Annotated in this window: 20 protein-coding genes; 7 read left to right on the forward strand and 13 right to left on the reverse strand. The window is 43.5% G+C overall.

What is annotated here, in order from left to right; genetic code table 11:
- The first annotated feature begins 403 nt into the window (after nt 1–403).
- Nucleotides 404–718 carry a twin-arginine translocase TatA/TatE family subunit gene (locus tag EO95_RS02245; RefSeq protein ID WP_048131740.1) on the forward strand — a complete coding sequence of 105 codons (315 nt, stop codon included), beginning with the start codon at nt 404–406 and terminating at the stop codon, nt 716–718.
- 134 nt (nt 719–852) lie between these two features.
- The gene (locus tag EO95_RS02250; protein ID WP_235282823.1) at nt 853–1,374 is read left to right on the forward strand and encodes a Nudix hydrolase; all 522 of its coding nucleotides are present in this window, start codon (nt 853–855) and stop codon (nt 1,372–1,374) included.
- Between the two features lie 510 nt (nt 1,375–1,884).
- Here the strand turns inward: EO95_RS02250 and amrS (EO95_RS02255) are convergent.
- The 9 genes from amrS (EO95_RS02255) to amrS (EO95_RS02295) form a co-directional block, all read right to left on the reverse strand.
- Nucleotides 1,885–2,949: an AmmeMemoRadiSam system radical SAM enzyme gene (amrS, locus tag EO95_RS02255; protein ID WP_048131742.1), complete on the reverse strand. Its 1,065-nt coding sequence runs from the start codon at nt 2,947–2,949 to the stop codon at nt 1,885–1,887.
- A 319-nt stretch (nt 2,950–3,268) separates the two neighbouring features.
- Entirely contained in the window at nt 3,269–4,435 is a 1,167-nt protein-coding gene (locus EO95_RS02260; protein ID WP_048131743.1) for a methyltransferase, read from the reverse strand.
- Between the two features lie 215 nt (nt 4,436–4,650).
- Nucleotides 4,651–5,349 (reverse strand): dipeptide/oligopeptide/nickel ABC transporter ATP-binding protein, encoded by a 699-nt coding sequence (locus tag EO95_RS02265; RefSeq protein ID WP_048131745.1) that lies wholly within the window; start codon nt 5,347–5,349, stop codon nt 4,651–4,653.
- A gap of 2 nt (nt 5,350–5,351) precedes the next feature.
- Nucleotides 5,352–6,365: an ABC transporter ATP-binding protein gene (locus tag EO95_RS02270; RefSeq protein WP_048131747.1), complete on the reverse strand. Its 1,014-nt coding sequence runs from the start codon at nt 6,363–6,365 to the stop codon at nt 5,352–5,354.
- A complete protein-coding gene (gene nikC / locus EO95_RS02275) occupies nt 6,362–7,261 on the reverse strand; it encodes a nickel ABC transporter permease subunit NikC (protein ID WP_048131749.1) in 900 nt (299 codons plus the stop codon). The genes EO95_RS02270 and nikC overlap by 4 nt, the downstream gene beginning before the upstream one ends.
- Nucleotides 7,262–7,264: 3 nt before the next feature.
- Nucleotides 7,265–8,233: a nickel ABC transporter permease gene (gene nikB, locus EO95_RS02280; RefSeq protein WP_235282824.1), complete on the reverse strand. Its 969-nt coding sequence runs from the start codon at nt 8,231–8,233 to the stop codon at nt 7,265–7,267.
- A 13-nt stretch (nt 8,234–8,246) separates the two neighbouring features.
- Entirely contained in the window at nt 8,247–9,821 is a 1,575-nt protein-coding gene (locus tag EO95_RS02285) for an ABC transporter substrate-binding protein (protein WP_048131751.1), read from the reverse strand.
- Between the two features lie 818 nt (nt 9,822–10,639).
- Nucleotides 10,640–10,825, reverse strand: a complete 186-nt coding sequence (locus EO95_RS02290; protein WP_048131752.1) for a hypothetical protein — start codon at nt 10,823–10,825, stop codon at nt 10,640–10,642.
- Nucleotides 10,826–11,070: 245 nt separating this feature from the next.
- On the reverse strand, nt 11,071–12,147 hold the full coding sequence (gene amrS, locus EO95_RS02295; RefSeq protein ID WP_048131755.1) for an AmmeMemoRadiSam system radical SAM enzyme: 1,077 nt from the start codon (nt 12,145–12,147) through the stop codon (nt 11,071–11,073).
- A 215-nt stretch (nt 12,148–12,362) separates the two neighbouring features.
- On the opposite strand from amrS (EO95_RS02295), the gene EO95_RS02300 reads away from it, so the two are divergent.
- Complete coding sequence (locus tag EO95_RS02300; RefSeq protein WP_048131757.1) at nt 12,363–12,725, forward strand: Mth938-like domain-containing protein; 363 nt, start codon at nt 12,363–12,365, stop codon at nt 12,723–12,725.
- Nucleotides 12,726–12,839: 114 nt separating this feature from the next.
- Here the strand turns inward: EO95_RS02300 and EO95_RS02305 are convergent, their stop codons facing one another.
- From EO95_RS02305 to EO95_RS02315, 3 genes are all read right to left on the reverse strand, one after another.
- Nucleotides 12,840–13,922, reverse strand: a complete 1,083-nt coding sequence (locus tag EO95_RS02305; RefSeq protein WP_048131759.1) for a DUF362 domain-containing protein — start codon at nt 13,920–13,922, stop codon at nt 12,840–12,842.
- 367 nt (nt 13,923–14,289) lie between these two features.
- Entirely contained in the window at nt 14,290–16,722 is a 2,433-nt protein-coding gene (locus tag EO95_RS02310; protein WP_048131761.1) for a tetratricopeptide repeat protein, read from the reverse strand.
- A gap of 331 nt (nt 16,723–17,053) precedes the next feature.
- On the reverse strand, nt 17,054–18,025 hold the full coding sequence (locus EO95_RS02315; RefSeq protein ID WP_052733460.1) for an alpha/beta fold hydrolase: 972 nt from the start codon (nt 18,023–18,025) through the stop codon (nt 17,054–17,056).
- 485 nt (nt 18,026–18,510) lie between these two features.
- On the opposite strand from EO95_RS02315, the gene EO95_RS02320 reads away from it, so the two are divergent.
- The 4 genes from EO95_RS02320 (at nt 18,511) to EO95_RS02335 (ending at nt 22,592) form a co-directional block, all read left to right on the forward strand.
- Nucleotides 18,511–20,637, forward strand: coding sequence for a P-loop NTPase fold protein (locus tag EO95_RS02320; RefSeq protein ID WP_048131763.1), 2,127 nt, complete (start codon nt 18,511–18,513; stop codon nt 20,635–20,637).
- A 363-nt stretch (nt 20,638–21,000) separates the two neighbouring features.
- Entirely contained in the window at nt 21,001–21,609 is a 609-nt protein-coding gene (locus tag EO95_RS02325) for a pentapeptide repeat-containing protein (protein ID WP_048131765.1), read from the forward strand.
- Nucleotides 21,610–21,704: 95 nt separating this feature from the next.
- Nucleotides 21,705–21,998, forward strand: coding sequence for a hypothetical protein (locus EO95_RS02330; RefSeq protein WP_200894981.1), 294 nt, complete (start codon nt 21,705–21,707; stop codon nt 21,996–21,998).
- A 270-nt stretch (nt 21,999–22,268) separates the two neighbouring features.
- The gene (locus EO95_RS02335) at nt 22,269–22,592 is read left to right on the forward strand and encodes a hypothetical protein (RefSeq protein ID WP_048131767.1); all 324 of its coding nucleotides are present in this window, start codon (nt 22,269–22,271) and stop codon (nt 22,590–22,592) included.
- A 157-nt stretch (nt 22,593–22,749) separates the two neighbouring features.
- Here the strand turns inward: EO95_RS02335 and nudC are convergent, their stop codons facing one another.
- Nucleotides 22,750–23,607, reverse strand: a complete 858-nt coding sequence (nudC, locus tag EO95_RS02340; RefSeq protein WP_048131769.1) for an NAD(+) diphosphatase — start codon at nt 23,605–23,607, stop codon at nt 22,750–22,752.
- Nucleotides 23,608–23,983: the final 376 nt, after the last annotated feature.

Raw genomic sequence — 23,983 nt, forward strand, 5'->3', positions numbered from 1 at the left:
TGTATAAGAGACAGGATATAGAAAATCACGAAGCTTCCGGTACCAATGGAAAAATCCCGGAATAATAAAGCTTACTGTATATGGGTTCAAAGCTTCAGTTACTGATTATAAACAAAAATAGCATAAGTTCTTAAGAGTTGGTATAATAAACAAGTAAATATACAACTAAATAAATAACTAATTTAATAAATAAATACATAAATAACTAAATAACTAAATATATAAAAATACGACAAATAATAAATATAAAATAAAAGGTTTATATAGTAGAAGTAAATCCTCATTCTCTGCTAAACAGCAGTTTTTCAGAATAATTTTTGTTCTACTAAAAGTATTATAATCTACTTAATTTACTGATAAACTTAAAAACACCAGAAAAAAGGTAAAGATTCGAGGTATAGATATGTTTGGCGGGGTAGGTCCCACAGAACTGATACTTATATTAGCAGTAGTTATGCTCCTGTTTGGGGCAAGCAAACTCCCTGAACTTGCACGGTCCATGGGAAGTTCGGTGGGAGAATTCAAAAAAGCCCAGAAAGAATCCGAACAGAACCTGAAGGATTTTGAGAAATCCTTAAAGGAACCCGTAGCTCCAAAGACCAAGGTACAGGAAACTGCTGAGAAGCTTGGGCTTGACATAAAAGGCAAGACTGACGACCAGCTGCTTGAAGAGATCCAGAGATCTGCAGAGAAGCCAAAAGAGGTCTCAGAACCCTGAAAGCGCTCGAAAAATAAAATTTTCTTTTTTCATATCATTTCATTTTTTTAATTAATTTCTCGGAATTTCTTTTTATTGTCTTTCTAATTCTGCAGTATCCGTGTTGAAGATCAAAGGTAATCCGGAGGTCCCCTGTGACAGAGTTGATCAGTGAAGTTGATAGAAATGATAACTTTCTTGGACTGCGCCCGAGGGAGGACTTTTACTCGGGAAACCACATCCACAGGGCCTCCCATCTAATCCTGCTGAATCCAGAAAACAAAATGCTTATCCAGAAAAGGGCATCTCAAAAAAAATGGTATCCGAACCGTTACACATACTCCGTAAGCGGCACTGTCGCAGATGAATCCTACGAGACCTGCATTGCGCGGGAGATGCTTGAGGAAATAGGAATCTCAGTCCCTTTCGGAAAATTGTTCAAAATCCCCTGCATCTTCGAAAACAAAGGAGCCTACCATACGGTATTTTCAGGCAGATGTTCGGAAGAAACAGCAAGCCTTATCCGGCATGATCCTGAGGAAGCCGTTTCAGTTGAGTGGGTGGAACTTGAAGACCTGCACAGGGCTGTTAAAATCGAACCTGACAAATATACGCCTTCCCTGAGGGCAGGGATAATAAAAATCTTTGAAGAAGGGTGCGGAAAATACCTTTTCTGACATTTAAGAGGACTAAAAAAGGACTAAAATTACAATATTTCTGATCCGTACAACCTTATTCGCTTTATCACGTCTTTTTTGTCCCGCTCGACGCAGGAGAGCGGTCTTTCCCAAAAAGACGAAAAGGAAGAAAAAAGGTATAATAAATGCGGTTGAGGGCTCTTTTGAGTTAGAACGAGAACCCGACAGCTCAAATCTGCATAAATTTCGGTCTAAGTTCTCTTTCAAATCTGTTTTTTCTGCTTTTTTTGCAGGGTCGCCAGACAAGCTGGCGGGGGCGCTTATATTTACCTTGTAAATCGGAAATCGGTTTTTGGAAGTTAGGGAACGTATTCTCTCAGCCCAGGGAGCATTTCTTCAGCATATAGCCCCTCTTAATTGCGGTGCCTATTTTCTCGCTTTTTTCTTGTGAGCAGGCCAGCCATAACCCCCCCGCGGAGCAGGGAGAGATAACCAATATATTTCATTCGGGATTCCGGAATAGATAAATCAGTTAATCAGGAACCGCTTTCAATATTCATCTTCATCTAATACCTGTTTTGAGCCCGCATACTCTCCAATGATAGGGATATTCTCCCCGCACACGGGACAGGTCTTTTCAGGAGTGATTTCGTACTTTTCGATATCAAAAAAACCGCGAGAGATCAACACTTTACCGCAGTTCGGGCAGAAGGTATTGTTGTATTCCTGCCCCGGGACATTCCCTACATAAACATACTTCATTCCTTCTTCAGTTGCGATCTTATGGGCGGTCACGAGGGTCTCTACAGGTGTCGGATAGAGGTCCTGCATCTGGTACTGGGGGTGGAAGCGCGTGAAGTGGAGGGGAGTGTCAGGCCCGAGGTTTTTGTAGATCCATTTCGAAAGTTCCCGGAGCTCTTCGAGAGAGTCATTGTGTTTCGGGATGATGAGGGTCGTTATCTCCACATGGATCCCGAGCTCCTTTGCAAGGATGGAGGACTCAAGCACTGGAGCCAGTTTTGCGCTGGCAACGTCATGATAGAACTTTTCAGTGAAAGCCTTGATGTCGATGTTGGCAGCATCCAGCCGGGGGGCAATGTGCCTGAGGGCTTCCGGGGTCATGTAGCCGTTGGTCACGTAGACGGTCGCAAGGCCCGCGTCCTTTGCCAGCTTTGCGCTTTCGTATGTATACTCGTGCCAGATCGTGGGCTCGTTATAGGTCCAGGCAACTGACCTCGATCCCGAAATAAGCGCCCTTTCCACCAGCTCTTCCGGAAGGATATCTGTTGTGTAAGAGTCTTCCACGCAGGTCTGGGAAATGGTCCAGTTCTGGCAGTGTTTGCAGCGGAAGTTGCATCCGACAGTCCCCACTGAGTATGCATAAGACCCCGGATAGAAATGATAAAGCGGCTTTTTTTCTATAGGGTCCACAGCTTCGCTGGAAACCGTACCGTAAATAAGAGAATAAAGATTACCTCCCCGGTTTTCCCTGACCCTGCAAAATCCCCTCTTTCCCGGGGCGATTTTGCACCTGTGGGCGCAGAGCCCGCAATGTACTTTATCAGCTTCGAGTTTCTCGTAGAACATGGCTTCTTTTATCACAACAATCCCCATAGAATGATTGTTTTTTTGGGTAATAACGGTTGCCGTTAGAGATTTTATTCAGTCCGGTGCGGGAAAACAGGTAGGCTCTTTGATTTGTTCCAATCAGGATTTTTGAGTTATCCGTTTTTCCTGCCGGAAAATACGTGCTTCATGAAACTAGAAACAGGTTAATTAACAATTATCCCTAACGGGACTACGGTGTCCATATCAAAAAAGTGTTTTCTTCAAGTTCCATGCTTAAGCCGATATCGGCATTTTCAAGCCTGTAAGTAGCCTCCCAGCGGCGGAAAAATATTGCAGGGGAATTACTATGCTTACCCTGCAAAATTCAGTCTACTTTCCAGGCAAACACGATCCTTGACCCGTCCTTCATGTCAAGGGCCCGGAAGACTTCAAGCCCGTAGCTGCCCAGCATCTCTATATATTCGGTAAAGGGGACGCTGTTTTCAAAACTGTATCCTGATCCTCCTTTTTTTACGTCTTCAAAAGTCCAGAGGTTCCAGTCAAGGCTGAGAAGAGGGCTGGATTTCATTTTTTCATCCGGGACCTGCCTGGTCACAAAAACGCCTCCGGGAGTCAGGGCTTCGGAAATCTTCGGGATAAGGGAAGGCACTTTTCCTCCGGGATTAAAGGACGAAAATATAACATCGTATCCGCTTCCGATTTCATCATTAAAAAAGTCCCCGGGAATTATATCCACTCTTGAAGCTCCATACTTTTCTATGAAATCTTTTGTCTTTTGCGTAACAGGCGGGAGGTCGAAAACAAAAGCCTGAAGGTTTTCATTTAATTTTGCAAAAGCGATTGCATAGAGTCCGTGTCCTCCCCCGAGGTCAAGCAGCTTTTTGACATTTGTAAAATCCACATTTTCCTGGACAACCCGGACCGTTTCCTGAAGCAGCCCACAGCGAGCGTTTTCAGCCATACATTGGACGACCTCCCCGAAAAAAGGCCCTTTCTCGACAATCTCAGGTCCAGTCTTCATAATCTGTGGAAGCCTGACCCAGAGTTCAACATTCCTGAGCCTTTCGGCAAGGTAATGCTGCTGAGAAAACGGAGAGCTTTCCAGAAGATACGTTGCACTGAGTTCCGAGACCAGGTACACTGCCCCACCATTTTTTTCTCCGGGATCAGGGTTTTTGCCCTCAAATCCAGCTTCGGATTCGCCTTCGTTTTTTTCCTCCCTCTGCTCATTTTCCTCTTCCTCATGTGCCCCTTCCTCAAACCTGTCAAGGAACCCGAGATTGTGGAGGGACTCGCAAAAGTGGGGCATAAGCACAGGATCACAGCCAAGTTTTTTAGCCAGGACTCCTGCTGATAAGGGGACTTTAAGAGCTTCAAACACTCCAAGCTCAAAAGCCGCAGCAATGAGCTTGCATTCTCTCAGACCCTGGACAGAGGAATCAACAAGCTTGAATAATCGGTCGGCATCTACCACAGGCTTTTGCATTAGGTCAACAGACGTTTCAGTTTGATTTTGAGCTTTATTTTCCATACCATTTCTCCTATTTTCTATACTATTTCTCTTATTCATTACTTCTTCTACACATCTTTCTGGTCCAACAGGACACGATTTATAGTTTATAGTAAAGTTTGACAGTTTCTAATAAAATTTCACAGGTTCTATTAAAGTAAATGTAAACTAAGTAAAATGAAGTAAGTAAAAACAGGTAAATCGGGTACGAGGTTACAAATTCTTGCCCCGCACCACTACCTGAAACCGACAATTTTTCCTTCCTCCATGAAAGCGATTTCATCACTCATCCAGTCCACAACCTGCATATCGTGGGAGATGAATAGAAAACTGATTCCATAATCGTTTTGCAGTTTTTTGAGAAGGAAAAGGACCTGAGCCTGGACAAGCGGGTCGAGCATGGAAGTGGGTTCATCCGCAACTATGAATTCCGGTTTCATGCCAAGGACTCTGGCTATTGCAACCCTCTGGAGCTGCCCCCCGCTCAATTCTCCGGGATAGCGGAAAAGCAGTTCCTCACTCAGGGAAACAGCCTCGATAAGCTCCTGTATCCGTCCCCGTTCTTCGTCTCTTTCGCAGAGCCTGTGAAGCCTCAGAGGTTCTGCAATGGCATCATAGACCTTCATCCTCGGGTTCAGGCAGGATTCCGGGTTCTGGAAAATAATCTGCATTTTTGTCCCCAGGTTTTTCAGGGTACTGCCTTTGAAGCCTGAGATGTCCTGTCCATCAAAAAGGACTCTTCCAGCAGTGGGCTCCAGCAGCCTCAAAACCGTTCTCCCAAGTGTGGATTTTCCGCAGCCACTTTTCCCGACAAGTCCCAGGGTTTTCCCTCTCCCGATCTCAAAACTGATTCCGTCAACCGCCCTGTGGACCTCTTTTTTGAACAGCCCTGAATAATAGTACTTTTTCAGGTCCTCTATCTTCAACAGTGCCATGTTTACTCCTCCTCACACTTGAGAGCAGACTGTGCATTAAGGGAAGGCTGTGCTGCAGTTTCATTTATCCTGCCCTTTTCAGAGAGAAAGCAACGGGTAAGGCGCTCACCTTCAAGCCCCATAAGTGCCGGATGGACCTGCGAGCAGGCCTCAAGCCGGAAACTGCAACGCGGATGGTACCTGCAGCCGGAAGGAGGGGAAACAAGGCTCGGAGGTTGCCCTGAAACGGTCCTGAACCCCTTTCCGGGAAGCGAGTGCAGCAGGTCAAGGGTGTAAGGATGTTTGGGGTTAGAAATGATCTCAGCCGCCTTTCCGATTTCAACGATTTCTCCGGCGTACATGACTGCAATTCTGTCCGCGAGCCTGCCGGCAATCTCGAGGTCGTGCGTGATCAGGAGCATGGAAGAATTTTCCTTGCGGACAAGCCCGGCAATCAGTTTCACAATCTGCAATTTCGTGTCCGTGTCAAGCCCTTTTGTTGGTTCATCTGCGATCAGAAGTCCGGGCCTGAGGGCAAGCCCTATTGCGACCATGACCCTCTGCAGCATCCCGCCGCTAAACTGGTGCGGGTATTCGCACCCCCGGGAAGAACTTATCCCCACAAGCTCAAGCATTTCTCCGGCTTTCTTTTCGGCTTCCTTTTTTTCCATACCCTCGTGGTAGCGGTAGATTTCTGCAATCTGGCTTCCTGCAGAAAGGACAGGGTTGAGACAGGCTGAAGGGTTCTGGAGCATTATTCCTATTTCCTTTCCCCGAAAGCGCCTCATTTCCTTCTCGGGAAGGGTAAGGAGATCCGTACCTCTGTACACTATTTTTCCTTCCAGGGTTGCTTTACCTGAGAGCAGCCTCAAAATGGCTTTTCCAAGGGTGGTTTTTCCACAGCCTGTTTCCCCGATGAGTCCCAGAATTTCCCCCTCCCTGACTTCAAGGGAGATACCCTGATTGGCTTTTACAATGCCTTTTGAGGTTTTGAAAGAGATGTTCAGGTCTTCTATTGAGAGAAGGGGAGAACTCACCTTGCCAGCACCTCCTGATCTGCAGGCTGCCCAAGGCTGTCCCTCAAACCGTCTCCTGCAAAATTGAACGCAAAGACTGTGAATATTATCATCAGGCCCGGGAAAAAGGTGAGATGGGGAGCTGTACGGAGGTATGGGATCCCGGCTTTGAGCATGGAGCCCCATTCAGGGTCAGGGGGCTGGATCCCGAGCCCGAGAAAACTCAGGGCTGAAGCAAAGATTATAACGTGTGCAATCTCAAGGGTTCCGAGCACGATTACAGGTTCCATGCAGTTTGGAAGGATATGTTTTCGCATAATGTAGAAGCTTGAGGGCCTCAGAGCCCTTGCAGCCTCCACAAAAGCCCTCTTCCTGAGAGACAGCACCTGCCCGCGTACAAGCCTGGCATAAGCAGGCCACTGGGTAAAGGCAAGGGCAAGGACAACACTTGAAAAGCCCGGGCCAAGCAGCCCTGCAATCACAAGGGCAAGGATGATGTTGGGAAAAGCCATTACGACGTCCACTCCTCTCATTATGACTTCATCGAGCAAGCCTCCCCTGTACCCTGAAATCAACCCTATGGCTGTGCCTGCAACGGACGTTGCTGCAACTACAAGAAGTCCGATTCCGAGAGAAATTCGTGTTCCGTAGATAACCCTTGAAAAGATGCAGCGCCCAAGCTCATCGGTTCCGAAAGGATATTCGGAAGAAGGACAAAGAAGCCTGCTGTCAAGCCTCTGGACAAGGGGGTCATGCGGAGCGATCCTGGGGGCAAACAGGGCCAGAACGCAAAGGACAGCGATAAGCAGGATGCCTGAGACTGCAAGCCTGTTCTTCCCTAACTCCCCGAAATTCAGCCTTTTTTCAGCCAGGTATGCCTTTTCTGTAATCTCAGTTTTTTCAATAACGCCTGTCATCTTTTAATCACGCCTGTCATATCTGATCCTCGGGTCAAGCACTGCATACAGGATATCGACGGCAAGGCTGGAGAGGGAAAAGAGCACTGCAATAAAAAGAACACAGCCCTGGACCATGGAAAAGTCCATCGCAAAAATCGAGTCAACAAGAAGTTTTCCAATGCCGGGCCAGGAAAAGATGGTTTCTACAACCACGGCTCCTCCAAGAAGGTAGCCAAACTGCATTCCTGCAAATGTGGCAACCGGGAGGAAAGCATTTTTCAGAGCGTGCCGGAAAAGGATGGTACGTTCGTCAAAACCCCTGGCGCGGGCAGCCACAATATATTCCTGCCCCAGTACTTCCAGAAGGCTTGCACGGGTAAGCCTCGCAGTAACCGCAGACATTGAGGTGCCAAGGGTAAGGGCAGGAAGAACAAATTGTTTCAGGCTTCCGTACCCGTAACTGGGGAACATGTGGAGGGTCAGGGCAAAAAACCAGATCAGGAGAAGCCCAAGCCAGAAGTTCGGGATAGAAACGCCTACCAGAGAAACAAACATGCAGCTTTTGTCAAGCAGGGTGTTTTTACTGAGTGCGCTCAGGATCCCTGCAGGTAGGGCGATTATAAGGGAAATCAGCAGGCTGGCAATTGCAAGTTCTGCGGTTGCAGGCAGTTTCTGGAGGATTTCGGTAAGGACATCTTCTGAGGTCACAAGAGATTTACCAAAATCCAGCCGAAGCAGGTGGCTAAGCCATATGAGGTACTGCACATGCACAGGAGCATCAAGCCCTTCCGTTTCCCTCAGGGTTTCAACCTGGCTGGCGCTCAGGTCTTCCCCATACCTTGCCAGGGCTATAACCTCTGCAGGGTCGCCGGGAGCAAGGTACATCGCAGAAAAAGCTACAAGCGTGACTCCCGCTATTACGACGGAAACCATTGCGAGGCGCTTTGCTATGTACTTCCACATGGGTATCTTCCGGGCTTTTATCTTCACTTCTTTTCCAGCTTTACTTCCTTTCCAGGTAGACCCCTGAAAGGTTCAGCCAGGGGTCTTCAGAGCTTATGGTATAGCCTTTTACCGAAGGGCCGGTTGCAACGACCTTTTCCTCATGCACAAGGTAAAAAGCCGGAACTTCTTCTATCACAAAGGCCTGCAGGGAATGGTAGATTTCTTCCTGTTTCTGTGTATCAATAGTCATATCGGCTGTATCGACGAGCTGGTCATAGGTCTCATTGTGGTAATGAGAATAAGGGCTTCCGGAACGGTGCACGAAGAAGTGCTTCGGGTAGGGACCCCAGACGAAATAGCCGCTTCTGAGTATCATGCCAAAGTCCCCTGTGCTTTCGAGTTTGCTTATGGCTCCTTCGTCAAGCACCTGGATATCTACATCCATTCCAACTTCCCGAAGGGTCCCCTGTACAACCTGAGCCATAGGGTTATGCCTGGCTGCCCAGACTCCTTTACTCACTATCAGGGACACATGGAGGGGTTTTCCGTCTTTTTCTGCAATCCCGTCCCCGTTAGAATCTTTCCACCCGGCTTCCTCAAGGAGAGCCCTCGCCTTATCGATGTCCTGCGTATATGTCTTAAGGTCAGGGTCAGAGTACATCATTACAGGAGAATAGGGCCTTCCGCCTGCCGGTTCCCCGATGCCTTCAAGCACTTCGTTTACGAGAGTTTCAGTATCGACTGCATAAGCAACACTCTGGCGTACTCTCGTGTCATTGAAGGGAGATTTGTCGCAGTTGAACTGCAGGAAGTCCGTGAAGGTCGTAAGTTTCCTGTGGACCTGGATACCCTCTTCGGCTTCGAGCCTTTTGACATCGTATTCCGGGACCTTGATGACCATGTCCACCTCGCCGGTTTCAAGGGCAATAACCCTTGTAGTCGCCTCCGGGATTACCTTGAAAGTAACCTCATCAAGCAGCGGCTTTTCTCCCCAGTAGGCTTCATTTCTTGTGAGTACTATTTCCTGATCCTTTGCCTGCGTTTCAAACTTAAACGGTCCTGTACCCACCGGTTTGATGAAATTCCCTTCGGCGTCAAGACAGCCCGGTCCCATTACAGGCCAGGCTATATGGGTCAGGTAGAAAGGCAGAGGCATGGGTTTTTTCAGGACGAATTTGACAGTGTGAGTATCGAGAGCTTCCACGCTCTGAACAGGTTTTAAGACTGCCTGCCTTACATAGGACTGGTTGGAATAAGAGAAAACAACCGAATCCGCATCAAAGGGCGTCCCGTCATGGAAAGTCACATTTTCGCGCAGGTGGAATATCCAGGTCTTTCCGTCATCAGGGGTTTCCCAGGATTCCGCAAGCCCGGGGATAACGTTCAGGTCTGAATCAAGCCTCACAAGGGTTTCATAGACCTGAGACCAGACAAAACGTGCATCTCCCGCTGCAAACATGTCAAGGTACCAGTTGTTGACATCCGTACCTATACCCACGACAAGCTCCGGGGAGTTTTCTCCGGAACCTGCGCCTTTTGCAGTCCCGTCTTTTTCTTCACCTATGCAGGCACTTGCTCCGATTACGGCAAACAGCATACAAATGACCAATATGAACTTGAAATTTCGATTCATAGATAATCCTCAATAACTCCGATTCATAGATAATCCTCAATTTTTGATGGGAGAAAACTTCACGAATGAACTTTTGATAGAATTTAGGTCGATGGAGTGACAGTTTAGTTGGAAATAGTTAAATGAGATACAGTTAATGGGAGGCAGTTTGATGGAGATATTTTAACGGTACAGATTCTCTGGAACCTGCCGTCAGTTCATCCTTTTTAAAGGAATTATGCCGGAGATCAAAAACCGGAGAATTTCAAGCCTTTAAAAGGACTCCGGATGCCCCTGTTAAGTGTGTTCAAGCCAAACCTGGTAGATCTTTTTTCCAAGACTATAACTCCAGATGCATTTGCATTTATAATTATTATTTTTCTAAAATATTGTAATATTTAATAAGATAAAAGAGTTTTCTTATGGCAATACAAGTAAACACTGTTAACTAAATGTGCTACTACACGGAAATCCTGCCTTAGAATGAAATTGAATCGGCAGTAAAAAACCTGAAAATAACCTGAAAATAAGAACTGAAAAATGATCTGAAAAATGACCTGAAAATGACCTGAAAATAACCTGAAAATAACCTGAAAATAACCTGAAAATAACCTGATAATAACCTGAAAATAACCTGAAAATAACCTGAAAATAAGAACTGAAAAATGACCTGAAAATAAAGAACCGAATGCTGAAAATCAAATTCTGGCTTTAATATGTCACAATTACCTGAGTTAGAAGGCAATTGAGGTTTTTACGGCAAGCTGAAAATGGATGAGAAAGAATAAAAGAGTAAAAGGATAATTCTTCAGAATTTTTGATAGGAAGAAAAAAGAGTTTTAGAAGGCTGCATCAACGTAATCAACCGGCCTTTTGAAAACAGCTGTGATCATGCCATTTTCATCGATCTCGTTTGAAAACTTGATCAGTTCCCAGCCTTCAACCCCAAAGTGGTTAAGGTCTTCTTTTGTCTTTGACCACTCACTGAACCTAATCTCTTTAACATCGTATTCCCAGATGGTCACTTACATTCATCTCCAGTAAAATTGGGTAATATTATATCATATATTAACTGGAGGAATCTTCTATATGTATCTTTTTAAAAAATAGATTTGAGAATAAATCAACTAAACTTGATCTTATATGGATATTCTTAGTTCACCTGTTTTCTACATCCGGAATATGGTTCCTATTTTCTGCATCCGGAATATGGCCCCTATTTTCTGCATTCGGAATATGGTCCCTATTTTCTATATTCGGAATATGGTCCCTATTTTCTATATTCGGAATATGGTTCCTTTTCTACATCCGGAATATGGGTCCTGTTTCCGGCATACTCCCCCACAATAGGGATCTTCTCCCCGCATTTCGGGCAGGCCTTCTCTGAGGTGAGGTTGTATTCCTGTACTTCAAAAAACCCCCTTGAAATCAGCAAGGTCCCGCATTCGGGACAGTAAGTATGTTCGTGGGGGTGGCCCGGTACATTGCCCACATATACAAAACGCATCCCTTCCTCAATTGCAATCGAGCGTGCCCTGTCCAGCGTTTCCACTGGCGTTGGAGGCAGGTCCTTCATCTCGTAGTAAGGGTGGAAGCGGTTGAAGTGAAGAGGGGTATCCCTCCCTAGATTTTCGTAAACCCAGCGGGAAAGTTCCCTGATTTCTTCAGGAGAATCGTTGTGGGTGGGGATGACCAGGTTTACGACCTCCACATGGATTCCGAGTTTCTTTGCAAGTAGGGTAGCTTCGAGTACAGGAGCCAGTTTTGCACTGCAGACGTCCCGGTAGAATGCTTCGGAAAAGCCCTTGATGTCCACGCTGAAGGCATCCAGGTAAGGGGCGATCTGCTCAAGGGCTTCGGGGGTAATGTATCCGTTTGTCACATAGCTTGTCCCGAGACCTGCTTCCTTTGCAAGTTTTGCCCCGTCGTAAGTATACTCATACCAGACGGTGGGCTCGTTATAGGTCCAGGAGACTGACTGGCAACCCGCCATTTTAGCCTGGTTAATAAGCTGGGAGGGGCTGAGCGTCCCCAGGTCAGCATCTTCCGGAGAAGCCTGGGAAAGCGTCCAGTTCTGGCAGTGCCTGCACCTGAAGTTGCAGCCTATGGTCCCGACGGAATAGGCGACGGAGCCGGGGTAATAGTGATAAAGAGGCTTTTGTTCGATGTGTGCAACTGACTCGCTTGCAACTGCTCCGTAAACCAGGGAAAAGAGCGTTCCCTCACAGTTTTCCCTTACTCCGCAGATCCCCCGCTTTCCGGGGTTGATTTTGCAGCGGTGGGCACAGAGGCTGCAGCGGACTTTGTTTTCGGCAAGCTTTTCGTAAAACATGGCTTCTTGAATCATTATACGGAACCCCCTGTTCCAGACTATGGGATTATGAAAATGGGTGTAACAAAATGGATGTAACAATATTGTGTCCTGTTTGTGCTGTGCATTTGTTTCCTGCAGGGTAATAAGCCTGTGGTCTCATACACAATATTACCTGCCGTCTTCTCTTCCTGCAGAGGCCCTTGTTTCGGTGTCCGGAGCAGATCTTTTTGTTTTGAAAGAGGATTATCATGAAACCAGAGATTAATTCCACAAGGTTCGGTTCGATTACGGTCAAAAGAAAGACCTTCGGGCACGACATCCTAATTCGCCTGGACGGACAGGTCGAAAAGCGCAGGAAAAAGCTCTCGAAAAAACTCTACGGGACATCCCATAAAATCTCGCTTGCCGAAGCGAAATACATTTACGAAAAGGGGGCAGAAAAGCTCATCATGGGGACTGGACAGACCGGCTATGTAGAGCTTTCGAAAAAAGCAAAGAACTATTTCAGGAAAAAAGACTGCAAGGTAAAACTCCTTCCAACCCAAAAAGCAATCAAACTCTGGAACAAAGACAAAGGCAGGGTCATTGCAATGTTTCACGTGACCTGTTGAGTTATGATTCCCTAAATGCTTTCCTTAAAGCACAAAAATTAAAAAAGACAAAAAATTAAAACAGACAAAAAATTAAAAAAATAATGAGAAAGAGTTACTCAAAAACTGTTTAACTCATATCTCAACAAGCTCGTAATCCCTGCTCCCAAATCCTATTTTTTCAGCATATTCAAGCTGGTGGGTGCCGTCAACTTTAGGCCAGGCCCCTTTGAACTTGTCAGCCCCGGCTTCGTGGTTGCAGTGAAGAGCAGAGCCTACAAGCCCTTTCTGCCTGTTCACAAGGTCGTAGCTTGCCTGGTCCAGGGCCACGGGATCGGTTGATGCAAGGATTCCAATGTCAGGCACGATTGGGGCGTCGCTCCAGGGCACACAGTCGCAGTCCGGGGTGATTTTGAGCAGGAAATTGATATAGCCTACCCTGCCCTCTTTTCCTTTTACGGCGCCGTATGCGTATTCGGTCAGGCACTCCAGGAATTCGGGGATGTCCTGTTCCCAGTTAAGGTCGATAGCGCTTTCGGGGCAGACTTCCATGCATTGCCCGCAGCTGATACAGACGACGGGGTCGATCCTGGAGACTTCACCTTCAAGGGATGCAGCTCCCACAGGGCAGATTTCCACGCATTTCCCGCAGCCGATGCACTTTGCTTCAACAACGTGGGGGCTTGTAGGGTAGTGCTGGTCCTTTTTGCCAGCCGCAGGCGCACAGCCCATTGCCAGGTTCTTGATCGCACCCCCGAACCCTGCAACAATATGCCCCTTGAAGTGGGACATCACGATCATAGAGTCGGCTGCAACGATGTCGGACCCGATTTTCACGGTCTTGAAGTGCTTCTGCCTTATCTCGACCTCTGCGACGTTCTGGCTCCTTAGCCCGTCCGAGATTATGAGAGGAGCCCGGATGACCGAATAATCAAAACCGTGCTCAATGGCTGTCGTCAGGTGGTCGACTGCATTATGCCGGCTCCCGGAATAAAGGGTATTTGTGTCCGTAACAAAAGGTTTTGCCCCGGCTGCCCGGATCTTTTCAACCACCTGCCGGACAAAGACCGGGTTGATATACCCGTCGTTTCCGTATTCCCCAAAATGGATCTTGATTGCTGTCAGGTCGTCTACCCCTAAAAGTTCTACAAAACCTGCAGCGTCAAAAAGCCTCTGTATCTTACTTATGTTGTTATCCCGGGGGTTTTGTGCCCTCAGGTCTGCAAAATAGACTTTGCTTGCCGTTTAAATCCCTCCTGATGAAAAAGAATTTGAATTAAATTTGAGTTAACCTTAGATTAATACATAAGACGCTGTAAAACTTACCGCTATCAAGTAAGTGTTATTCATCTAAGTGTTATTCATCTTTAGATGTTGCGGGGTTATAGAAATTCACAGTTCTGTGTTTTATGTGATCGAAGGAAATGTGGTCGAAATAAAGGGTTTTTCAATCAGAAGGGGCCGAAGGATTCAGGTTCCTGCTTGTTTTAGGTGACCTATTCGTGAGCCTCTGGTGGGTTTTCAGAGGCTGATTAAAAAAATAGGATGGGGCAGCGAGTGCCCGCAGATTTCTCTGGTTTCGACATCAGATGTTTTCAAGTGGGGAAACCCATTCCGGGTCTTCTTCAGCCATTTTTGCGTCGATCTCTTCAGCTTTTTTACGGTATTCTTTTGCAGTTTCGGAATCCCCCAGTTCTTCAAGGAGATTTGCGTAGTTGCTGAAAAGCATAATATTTCTTTTCAGGGGATCAAGGTCTTCAGGGTCGGATTTTGCCAGGCTTTCGTTAAGGGCAAGGGCTTTTTCAAAGCACTCTTTTCCTTTTTCCTGCTGATCCGTAACCGAATATCCGATCCCGATATTATTCAGAGCTCCAAGCATATGATGGAGGTGCAGGGGGTTTTCAGGGTCTTTTTCTGACAGGATTTTGAGGCTTCTGTATGCATATTCATATTCCGGGATTGTTTCTTCCAGTTTATCGGCATCCCTGTATATGTCCCCAATTTGTTCGGAAAAACTGGCAAGCATCTCCTGAAGCTTCAGGTTCATCGGGTAGGCTTCATATAATTTTTCAATGGTTCTGAGGGCAAGTTCATAGTATTTTCTGGCAATGCTTGAGTCTTTATTTTCGGACTCCAGTTTTTCAAGGAGGGTCATTCCTAAAAAGAATGCCTTACTTGATGTAAGGATTATGAGTTCCGGGTCCTCAAACTGTTCGGCAATTATCTGATCAAATCTTTCAAGAGCCTGCCTGTGGTAGTCGCTGGCTTTTTCTTCGTCTCCAATTTCGGAATGCAGAACTCCAAGTTCAAAGTATGTAGTTTCCATATCCAGGTCATGTTCATGTTCATGTTCATGTTCATGTTCATGTTCATGTTCATGTTCATGTTCATGTTCATGTTCATGTTCATGTTCAAGATCATGGCCCATATGGCAGCTTTCCGGAGGCATCAGTTCAAGGAGCTGTTTCTGGACTTCCAGGACCCTTTCATACTCCAGGATTGCTTTTCCGAATTCTCGACTGTTTTTGAACAGCAGTCCCAGACCGGTCAGGGTTTCGAGAAGCCCCTCATGGAAAAACTCGTTCTCGGGATCAGATTCGAAGGCTTCTTCAAATACGGGGAGAGCCCTTTCGTGGTAATGCATTGCAATTTCAGGCTCCTCTTCTGCATAGAGATTCCCGATCTGGTTCCAGGTATCAGCCTTATTAGCTTCTAACATGAGCTTATCGGCGTCCGTGGGGTGAAGGGTTTCGTATATTTCGATTTCCTTCTCATAATAAGCTCTTGCCTTTTCAATTTCGTCATCTTCAGCAAAAATGTCTCCAAGTTCCCTGTATACATCGGAAAGCTTCAGGGAGTATTCAGGGTTTTCAGGTTCTTTTTGCAGCAGGTTTTCATAGACCTGCAGTTCGTCCTTATAGCAGGTTTCTGCATTTTCGAGGTCTCCGATCTCCGAAAACAGCTCTGCAAGTTCATCTAAAGCCCTGGCAAGGTTTTCATCGTCTCCCAGCAGGTCCGGGTATTTATCCATCAGCCCCCGGAAAGTTTCCCTTGCTTTCGTATAGTAGTCCCTGGCTTTTGTGGCATCTTCCGTATCTGAAAATATTAAACCTGTGTCTTTGTACATATCTGCAAGGGCCATAGAAAACGGAATGTTTTTGGAAACTGGAATATTTTCAGAAATTTCAATGATTTCAGGCTCCTCTTCGATCTCACTTTCCAGCAGGCACAATGCTTCTTTATAGCATTCCTCTGCCTTTTCGAGATTTTCCAGGTCCGAATACAGAGCGGCAAGGTAACGGTATGCGTAGCTCAGGTAAACTTTGGTTTCGGAATTTTCAGGGTCTTTATCGAGGACTTTTCCGTAAATCTCTATTGCCCGGTCATAAACGTGCTTTGCCTCTTCTAAATATCCCTCTTCATCGCAGATCCTTCCAAAGTTCATAAGCGAATCATCAAGGCTGCTGAGGTGTTCGGACATTTCCGTTTCACTTTTGAGCAATTTCTCAATGACATCATATCTTTTATAGAAAAGTGGGACTGAGTCTTCGATTAATTCTCCGGCTTCAAAACAGAGCCCTATGTGTTCGATCGTTCTCAGGAATTCTTCCAGGTATCCTGGATTTTCGGGATCTGATTTCAATAATTTCTCAAAGCCCAGGACCGCTTTTTCAAATATCCCTTTCATCGGATAGATGTATTCTTTTGCTTTTTCGGGATCTTCGAACTTCGAAAGTATATCTCCAATACTTCCAATCGTGTCTCCTATAAAAGACTGGTAATCTTCTTTTTCCGGTTCTTTTGAAAAGAACTCCCAGCTAATTTCCAGCGCCTTTCCGAAAAGTGCAAGCGACTCTTCGAGTTCGTCAATTTTGTATTTTGCAAAACCTTTAAAAAACAGGAGATGGTATGAAATCTCAGGGTCCTTTACCTCTTCTGCGATCTTTTCTACCTCATCAAGGTTTTCAAAGGCTTTTTTATATCGTTCTTTATCGATTTCGTCGGATGCTTTCTTCAATAAGCGAAAAGCAGAATCTTGTAGCTTCCTTGACATAGAAATAGCATAGGTTTTTTCATATAATAATTGTAGGTCCGGAAGTCTTGTTTCCTTCTACTATTTCCTTAATGGAGGATTTGCTCATTTTCTACGCTACTTCACAGCAGATTTTCATCCGTCCATATATCAAACATCTGCAATTGTTCTTCCGTATGGAAGTAATGCTCTCCATGCTCGAGAACTTTAACTGTTGCTTGATATCTTGCTGCAAATGCTGAAATTTCTTCCCTCAGCCTGCCGATCCTCAACAGCCTTTGGAAATAGGTTAGTTAAATGTTCAATTCCACACGGTTTAATAGGTGGATTCATTTAGAAATTCTTTCATAAGCACTCTCGTCCCGTTCATTTGAGATAACATTCCATGCCCTCCAGTATCATATAAGACCAGTTGCGACTGGTTTATCTTACTGTGAGCATTTTCCGCATGTTTGTAACTTACCAGCGCATCATCTTTAGCGTGGATAATTAATGTTGGTGCACGAAGATTGCCTGCAGGTACGGTATAAAATTCAATCATTTTTTCATCGTTTATGGTGCCTTTATACCTTTGAGACATCGGATGCATTATATCAAGCATTTCCTGTGCCAATTCTTTCTGTTCCGGATTAAATGCTTCGTACACCTGTGTTGGAATTCCCATAAGGTCCAGAATTGTAGATTGAAAAAATCTTGTGACAATCCAGTATGCATAATCAGATTGCTGGATAGTGTGAATAATACCAACATAAAAAGGATCCTGGTCGCCTGGTGCCGGGCCCATACTTACAGCGGAAATCAATATCAATGCTGAGCATCTGTCAGGATAATCATTTGCAAACTGAGTGGCTGATGGACCTCCAGCTGATGCGCCAACAACAGTTATTTTATCTATGCTTAAATTATCCAGAAGAACTTTATACGCAGCAGCTTGCGCTTCAATTGAAGCATTATCCGGAATGGATGATCGAAGATAGCCATATCGTGAAACCGAGATGAATTTATAATCGTCCCCGAAAAATACTTTCCCCAACCAGAGTCCCTGATCATAGCCGCCTCCTGCACCATGTATCAATAAGACCGGCGTCCCTTCTCCCTCTACAGCATACTCAATATCCCCATATTCTGTTTTCAAAATAGTACTGTTCGCAAGTAATTGCTTTTGTGCTTCCGTCATCGTCTCGTGGTAATTCGGATAAGTTAGAGCAATTAGCATAAAAGTTGAACAAATTAAAAATGCTAATATAATTAGTGAAATATTCCTGCTTCTTTTCTTAATTTCTTTCAAGAATACCACTTTTAATTTGTAATCACTATACTCCGGACTTAAGTCCAGGCATGTTTGCAACCCCTAAATTTCTCGATTTTGAATACTGTTCAGCAATTTATTTCTCAACAACATTCAAAATATTTAATAGAAAAATTCTCTATATAATATCCCATAACTCGCACTCTTATTAATCATTCCGACTTTCTATACAAAACTCAAAAATGTAAGTTTTAATTGAAAATTTTCGTACGACATTATCTGGCAGGCATGACAATAAGAAGTTCTTTAAAATTTTCTTTGTGGGGCCGGAGAAAATAATTTTTGTGGAATCAGAATACACGGGTTTTCATGTGAAACCTATGAATGAAAATGATTCTAAGATCTAATAAAACCTTTAAGATCAATATCCCTTCAAAGAACAATTTATATGATAATAACAGAATTTTTAACACTAAAATATTTTTGGCGAATTTGGCAAGTAGATAGCATAGTAGGTGTGAAAAATGTTTCAACCAGATAAACCTATAAAATTATGTTCTGAAGACTCATTAGGTAGAAAAGAGTTTGCAAGATCATTATGTCTAAAAATATTAGAGATTCAAAAAAAAGATAGCTTAGTTATAGGGCTTTATGGACAATGGGGATCAGGGAAGACATCATTAATCAATATGATAATAGAATGTATAGAAGAAACTTCAGGTTTAGATGATAATTGTAAGCCTATTATTGTAAGATTTAACCCTTGGAATTTTTCTGAACAAAATCAACTCATAGTTCATTTCTTTGATCAATTGTCTTCAACCCTTGGAAAGGGTAATAATTCAAAAGTCTTAAAAGATGTAGGAAAATTACTGCAAACATACGCAAAGGTAGTAAAGCCCCTCACATATATTCCAGGTGTAGGTGAAATAGCATCATTGAGTTCAGATTTGTGTGAATCAATTGGGGATGCTTCAACAAAGTCAGGAGAATATATCGAAAAAGACCTCAATGGGCTTAAAGAAGAATTGTCTGGGATTTTAGAACAACTGGATAAAAAAATAATAATAGTAATCGATGATATTGATCGACTGTCACAATCAGAAATAAAACAAATTTTTAAACTCGTTAAGGTTATTGCTGATTTTCCAAATACATTATATATTTTAGCATTTGACGATCAAGTAGTTACAAAAAATCTTAACGAGCAAGTAGATGTTTCTGGAAGAGATTATCTTAATAAAATCATTCAGGTCAGTTTCAATATTCCATATGTAAAGCAATATAAGATAAACAGGATTTTACTTAATGAGCTGGATAGAATATTATCAACTTTGCCGGAATCATATAATAAGTATTTTGATGAGTTATATTGGTCAAATATTTATCATTCAGGATTCAAAAACTTTTTTAAGAATATTAGAGATATAAATAGATTTTCTAATAGTTTAGAGTTTAATATGTCTCTGATGCATAAGGAAGAGTCAATGGAAGTAAATCCAATTGATTTCATAGCCATCGAATCAATACGCGTATTCTGCCCAGAGTTCTATTCTTTTATGAAGTCAAAAAATAATCTTTTTACATCCATAGGGAATAGAGAAAATAGTGCAAAAGAAGAAATTGAAGCAGCTTTGAGTAAAGTTGATATAAGTTATCGTAGTGATTTGAGATCTCTTTTATTTGTTTTGTTTCCTCAAATGTCAACTATCTTTGGAAATATGAGTTATGCACCGGAATTTCAATCTAAATGGAACAAGCAGCTAAGAGTATGTGCTACTGATTACTTTGATGCATACTTCACTTTAATTCCTGGTGGTGATGAGGAAGAATTAAGCCAATATGAATTGGATTTGATTTTGAAGCAAATAAATAATCCAAAACAATTCAAAAATTCGTTACTGGGATATGTTGATGATAAAAAAATTCATCGGGTACTAGAACGTCTTCAAGACTACGCAGATGACGAGGATTATTTTAGCGTAGAGTATGCAGAAAATATAGTACAAGTATTGTTTGACATTTCAGATTTGCTTTCAAATGAACCTAAAGGGATGTGGTATTTAGGGGGGGCTGGTACGGATGCCAAAAGGATTATATTTCAGATTTTGAAAAGACAACAAGAAACTACAAGAAATTACGAGCTTTTGAAAAAAACTATTTCTCACTCTAAAGGGTTAGAAGGTCCAGTGGGAATTGTCTTCTCGGAATCAAAATCACAAGAAGAAAACAGATTAATTCCTGCTGATACTCTCAAAGAATTACAGGATTTGTGTGTGAGTAAAATAAAAGAATTCGTAGAAGAGGGAAGGCTAATAAATAATGAAAATTTTGTCAGCATTCTCTTTAGATGGAAAGAGTGGGATGACTCTAAAAGCTGGAATACATATGTTGAAAATTTAATAAATACTGATGAAGGGTTAACTAAATTTGTTGAAAAATTTACATGCGAGGTTTACAGCCAAACTTTAGGAGATTATGGATACAGAACAATTAAAAAATTCAATTATAAAAACCTTAACGAATTCATTGAACTACAAATAGTAAAAAATAGGCTCCAAAAAATAAAACAAGCAAATAATATGCTATATGAAAGTAAAAAAGAGATAGTAGATTTCTTTTTAAATAATTTTAAAGATATCTCCTCCTGAAATTATTTTGCCCATTTAAGGATGGGAACATATTAAATTTGAATTGAAAAATGCACAGGTTTTCATGTAAAACCTATGTATTTTCTTTGTTCCTTCTAATGTGTTGTATAAAAGAAAATTGAAAAATGTTATCTGAGGACCATTCTTCTGTGGCATAAAAGTGCTCTCAAGTGCTTTCATTTTTTCTGCCTGCTATTTGGAAAATTTCATGTGCGTTTTTTAGGTTCTTTGCTGTGAAACTAAATTTTTATTTCTATATTTGTAATTTTTACAACAGAATCGGAAAAACTATAGGTTTACCTGCTAGTGTGAAATCCTATACAGTATAATCATTTGGAAACATCAATATCCGGAGATGGAAGCATGTTGGAAAGCAGAATTATAGCCGCACAATCTGATGACAATTTTATAGAAAGGATGCGCTTTGAAGGCGAGGTGCTTTCGGACGTCGATATCGCAAGGATTGAATTTGAATCGGTGCAGTTTATACAATGCCAGTTCAGCAAATGTGATTTTTCAAAAACCAGCTTTTACAATTCGGTGTTTGATAACTGCAATTTTGCGAATTGCAGTTTTACGGAAAGCTACTGGAAAGGCTCCAAAATATTAACGTGCAAAGGCGATGGCAGTAACTTCAGCAAGAGCAACATGAAAGAAACCTCTTTAGCGGACGGTTCCTTTCGATATGCAGATTTTTCAAGTTCCGTATTGGAAAACTGCACCATTCTTGACTGTAATTTTACGGAAGCCTTCTTATCCGAGATTCGGTTAAAGAAGCCCACGCTGAAGGCGGTTAATTTCGCAGGAGCGGATTTCTTTAAAGCCTTACTCAAAGACATCGACTTATCGGATTGTATCATTGATGGGATCACAGTATCCGATACGCACAATGAACTCAGAGGGGCTATAGTCAATGCCGGGCAGGCAATAGAACTTGCTGCGCGGGTTCTTGGAATCAAAATTGTGTACTGATATAATGAGAAATAATATAATCCACCTGCCGGGGGAAGCACAAAAGGAGACAGCTTGAAAGAACTATTCATCCTCTTCCTTCCATGTTCAGTTATTTGCTTGAAGACTTCTGGCAGGCCCGTAGACCTCCCTTAGAAAGTACCTGGAATAAAAACCTTCAGAGATGGGCTGTATCTGCAGGCATAAACCCTTATGGTCTTTCTGTAAAGTCAAGTAGAAAAACATTGGAGTCCTGGTTAATTGCTTCCGGGGTTGTTGAGTCTACCGTATGTTTACGGCAGGGTCATGATTCCTTAACCTCTATGCGTCATTATCAGGGGCTTGCCTTTTCAGATGATGAATTAAGGGATATTAAAAAGCAATTAATAGCGTGGGGCTTTTCTTTATAACATAATAAAGAGACAGAATGATTCATAATTTACAGAAGCTTCTGTGTACTATCGGTTTTTTCCTGAAACTTCTGAATCAGAGAGTATGAGACCTAATTTAATATTGTTTTTGGAAAGAAAGTTCCATGATTCCGATTGAGCTCATGCGATACGCCGGAACTGCAAAAATGTAAAGACTGCAAAAATACAAAAAATGAGATTTGGGAGAATTTCCAGCCAGCCAGTTACCCCCGCTTCAAACTCTTTTTATATTAAAGTGATAAATTTAGAATGATGAGCAATCCAGCTGCTTTCCCAATAATTGTAATTTTAGCCATCACATTTGTAGCTCTTTTCATTATCTCCTACCGGCTGGGAAAAAATTTCAATAAGACTGTCAAATGCACAAAAAGCTATGGGAACGAAAATGGAAACGAAAATGAGAACGAAAATGAAAACGAAAATGCAATGTGGCCTGGTCTTTCCCTCGGCATGTCATTGGGTTTGATAATAGGCATCTTGATGGATAATATAGTTCTGGGAGTCGCTCTCGGGCCTGCTCTGGGATTGATGCTGGGGGCAGTGTTTGGGGAAAACGACGAGAATAAACGTTAGATAGTCACTGAGTCCTGAAAAAGGTTGCAGTTGAAAAGTTTCAGTTGGATGAATCGGGTTCAAGTAAAGCACTTATCAAACCAGACCCATTCCTAATCAGAAACTTTCCTTATCAGAGACTTTCTTATCAAACAATACAAAAGCTCTTAATAGGCTCTTAAACTTCCATCCCTTCTTCTTTGAGGTAGTGGTCAATCAGTTTTCTTGAAATGCTGATCTTTCCGGGCAGGACAGGCAGATAATCTGCTGAAAACCACTTTGCGTCCTCGATTTCAAATCCGTCGGGCCGAATGTCCCCTGAATCATATTCTGCAGTAAAGCCGATCATGAGGGAATTCGGAAAAGGCCACGCCTGCGTCCCGAAGTAAGTAATGTTTTTTACTCTAATTCCGACTTCTTCCCAGACTTCTCTGGCAACCGCTGCCTCAGCCGATTCTCCCGGCTCGACAAAGCCGGCTATCAGGCTGTACAGGTCTTTGGGAAAACCAGGGGACCTTGCAAGTAAAACCTCATGCCCTTTCCTGATAAGCACGATGACAGCAGGTGAGATTCTGGGATAGAAAAGCTCTCCGCATTCAGGGCATTCCTTTCCCCTTTCTCCCGGTTTCCTGTAGGTCTTTGTTCCGCACCTGCTGCAGAACTGGTTTGTCCTGTCCCACTCCATTATCTGCACGGCTTTATTTACAAGCTCAAAGCACCCTTCACTGATCTCCGAATGTGCCTGCTTGAGGTCAACAAATTCCATCCCCTCGGGAGCCGGAGTATCCTCAGGAAGTTCCACAGAATAGCAGTGCATCCCCTCAAGCATACCAAGGTACTGTTCCCGGACTGAAGGCAGCCCCAGCTCCCCAGGGTCCAGCAGCTTTGGAATAGCTCCGGGATTTTTCTTAATTTTGAGAAGAACATCACGGCCCCGGAAAATAAACCAGAGAGCCTTTTCGGTCCTTCCGGCTGGCGGTTCTATGCCTACGATGAATGTCGGGTAAGTGGGATTTTCCCTGTCTGTGGGGGTCATGGTACTCATACTCTTTGGGTTTTGTTCTATATATGATTGCATGGCTATTTTTATTTCAATAGTATTTTATTTTTACTCTTGAACATACGTTTCCCGAATCGTGACTCTCCCTGGTTGAGCCACCCGAATTGTACCTCGCCCGAATTGTGCCTCGCCCGAATTGCGCTTTGGGATTACAGGAAATCGAAGATTTCCTGGGAGTTGCGATGTAATCGCAACAGTACGCGGTCCTTTTCGCTGCGCTCAAGAGGACTAACTTATGGACAGTAACACTACTTTTTTTGCCACGCTCGATGCCGGAGAGTGGTCTTACAAAGAAAAAGAGATAAATAGAAGACAAAACAACAAGTAAAAACGGATCCCCCTTTTCTTATTC

Source organism: Methanosarcina sp. 1.H.T.1A.1 (assembly GCF_000979295.1).
In the GTDB taxonomy this organism is placed as follows: Archaea; Halobacteriota; Methanosarcinia; order Methanosarcinales; family Methanosarcinaceae; genus Methanosarcina.

What these genes read in the sequence shown, in the direction of transcription:
- EO95_RS02245 (WP_048131740.1), top strand. Translation starts at nt 404, where the DNA reads ATGTTTGGCGGGGTAGGTCCCACAGAACTGATACTTATATTAGCAGTA.
- amrS (WP_048131742.1), bottom strand. Translation starts at nt 2,949, where the DNA reads ATGGGGATTGTTGTGATAAAAGAAGCCATGTTCTACGAGAAACTCGAA.
- EO95_RS02260 (WP_048131743.1), bottom strand. Translation starts at nt 4,435, where the DNA reads ATGGAAAATAAAGCTCAAAATCAAACTGAAACGTCTGTTGACCTAATG.
- EO95_RS02265 (WP_048131745.1), bottom strand. Translation starts at nt 5,349, where the DNA reads ATGGCACTGTTGAAGATAGAGGACCTGAAAAAGTACTATTATTCAGGG.
- nikC (WP_048131749.1), bottom strand. Translation starts at nt 7,261, where the DNA reads ATGACAGGCGTTATTGAAAAAACTGAGATTACAGAAAAGGCATACCTG.
- EO95_RS02285 (WP_048131751.1), bottom strand. Translation starts at nt 9,821, where the DNA reads ATGAATCGAAATTTCAAGTTCATATTGGTCATTTGTATGCTGTTTGCC.
- amrS (WP_048131755.1), bottom strand. Translation starts at nt 12,147, where the DNA reads ATGATTCAAGAAGCCATGTTTTACGAAAAGCTTGCCGAAAACAAAGTC.
- EO95_RS02300 (WP_048131757.1), top strand. Translation starts at nt 12,363, where the DNA reads ATGAAACCAGAGATTAATTCCACAAGGTTCGGTTCGATTACGGTCAAA.
- EO95_RS02320 (WP_048131763.1), top strand. Translation starts at nt 18,511, where the DNA reads ATGTTTCAACCAGATAAACCTATAAAATTATGTTCTGAAGACTCATTA.
- EO95_RS02325 (WP_048131765.1), top strand. Translation starts at nt 21,001, where the DNA reads ATGTTGGAAAGCAGAATTATAGCCGCACAATCTGATGACAATTTTATA.
- EO95_RS02335 (WP_048131767.1), top strand. Translation starts at nt 22,269, where the DNA reads ATGATGAGCAATCCAGCTGCTTTCCCAATAATTGTAATTTTAGCCATC.
- nudC (WP_048131769.1), bottom strand. Translation starts at nt 23,607, where the DNA reads ATGACCCCCACAGACAGGGAAAATCCCACTTACCCGACATTCATCGTA.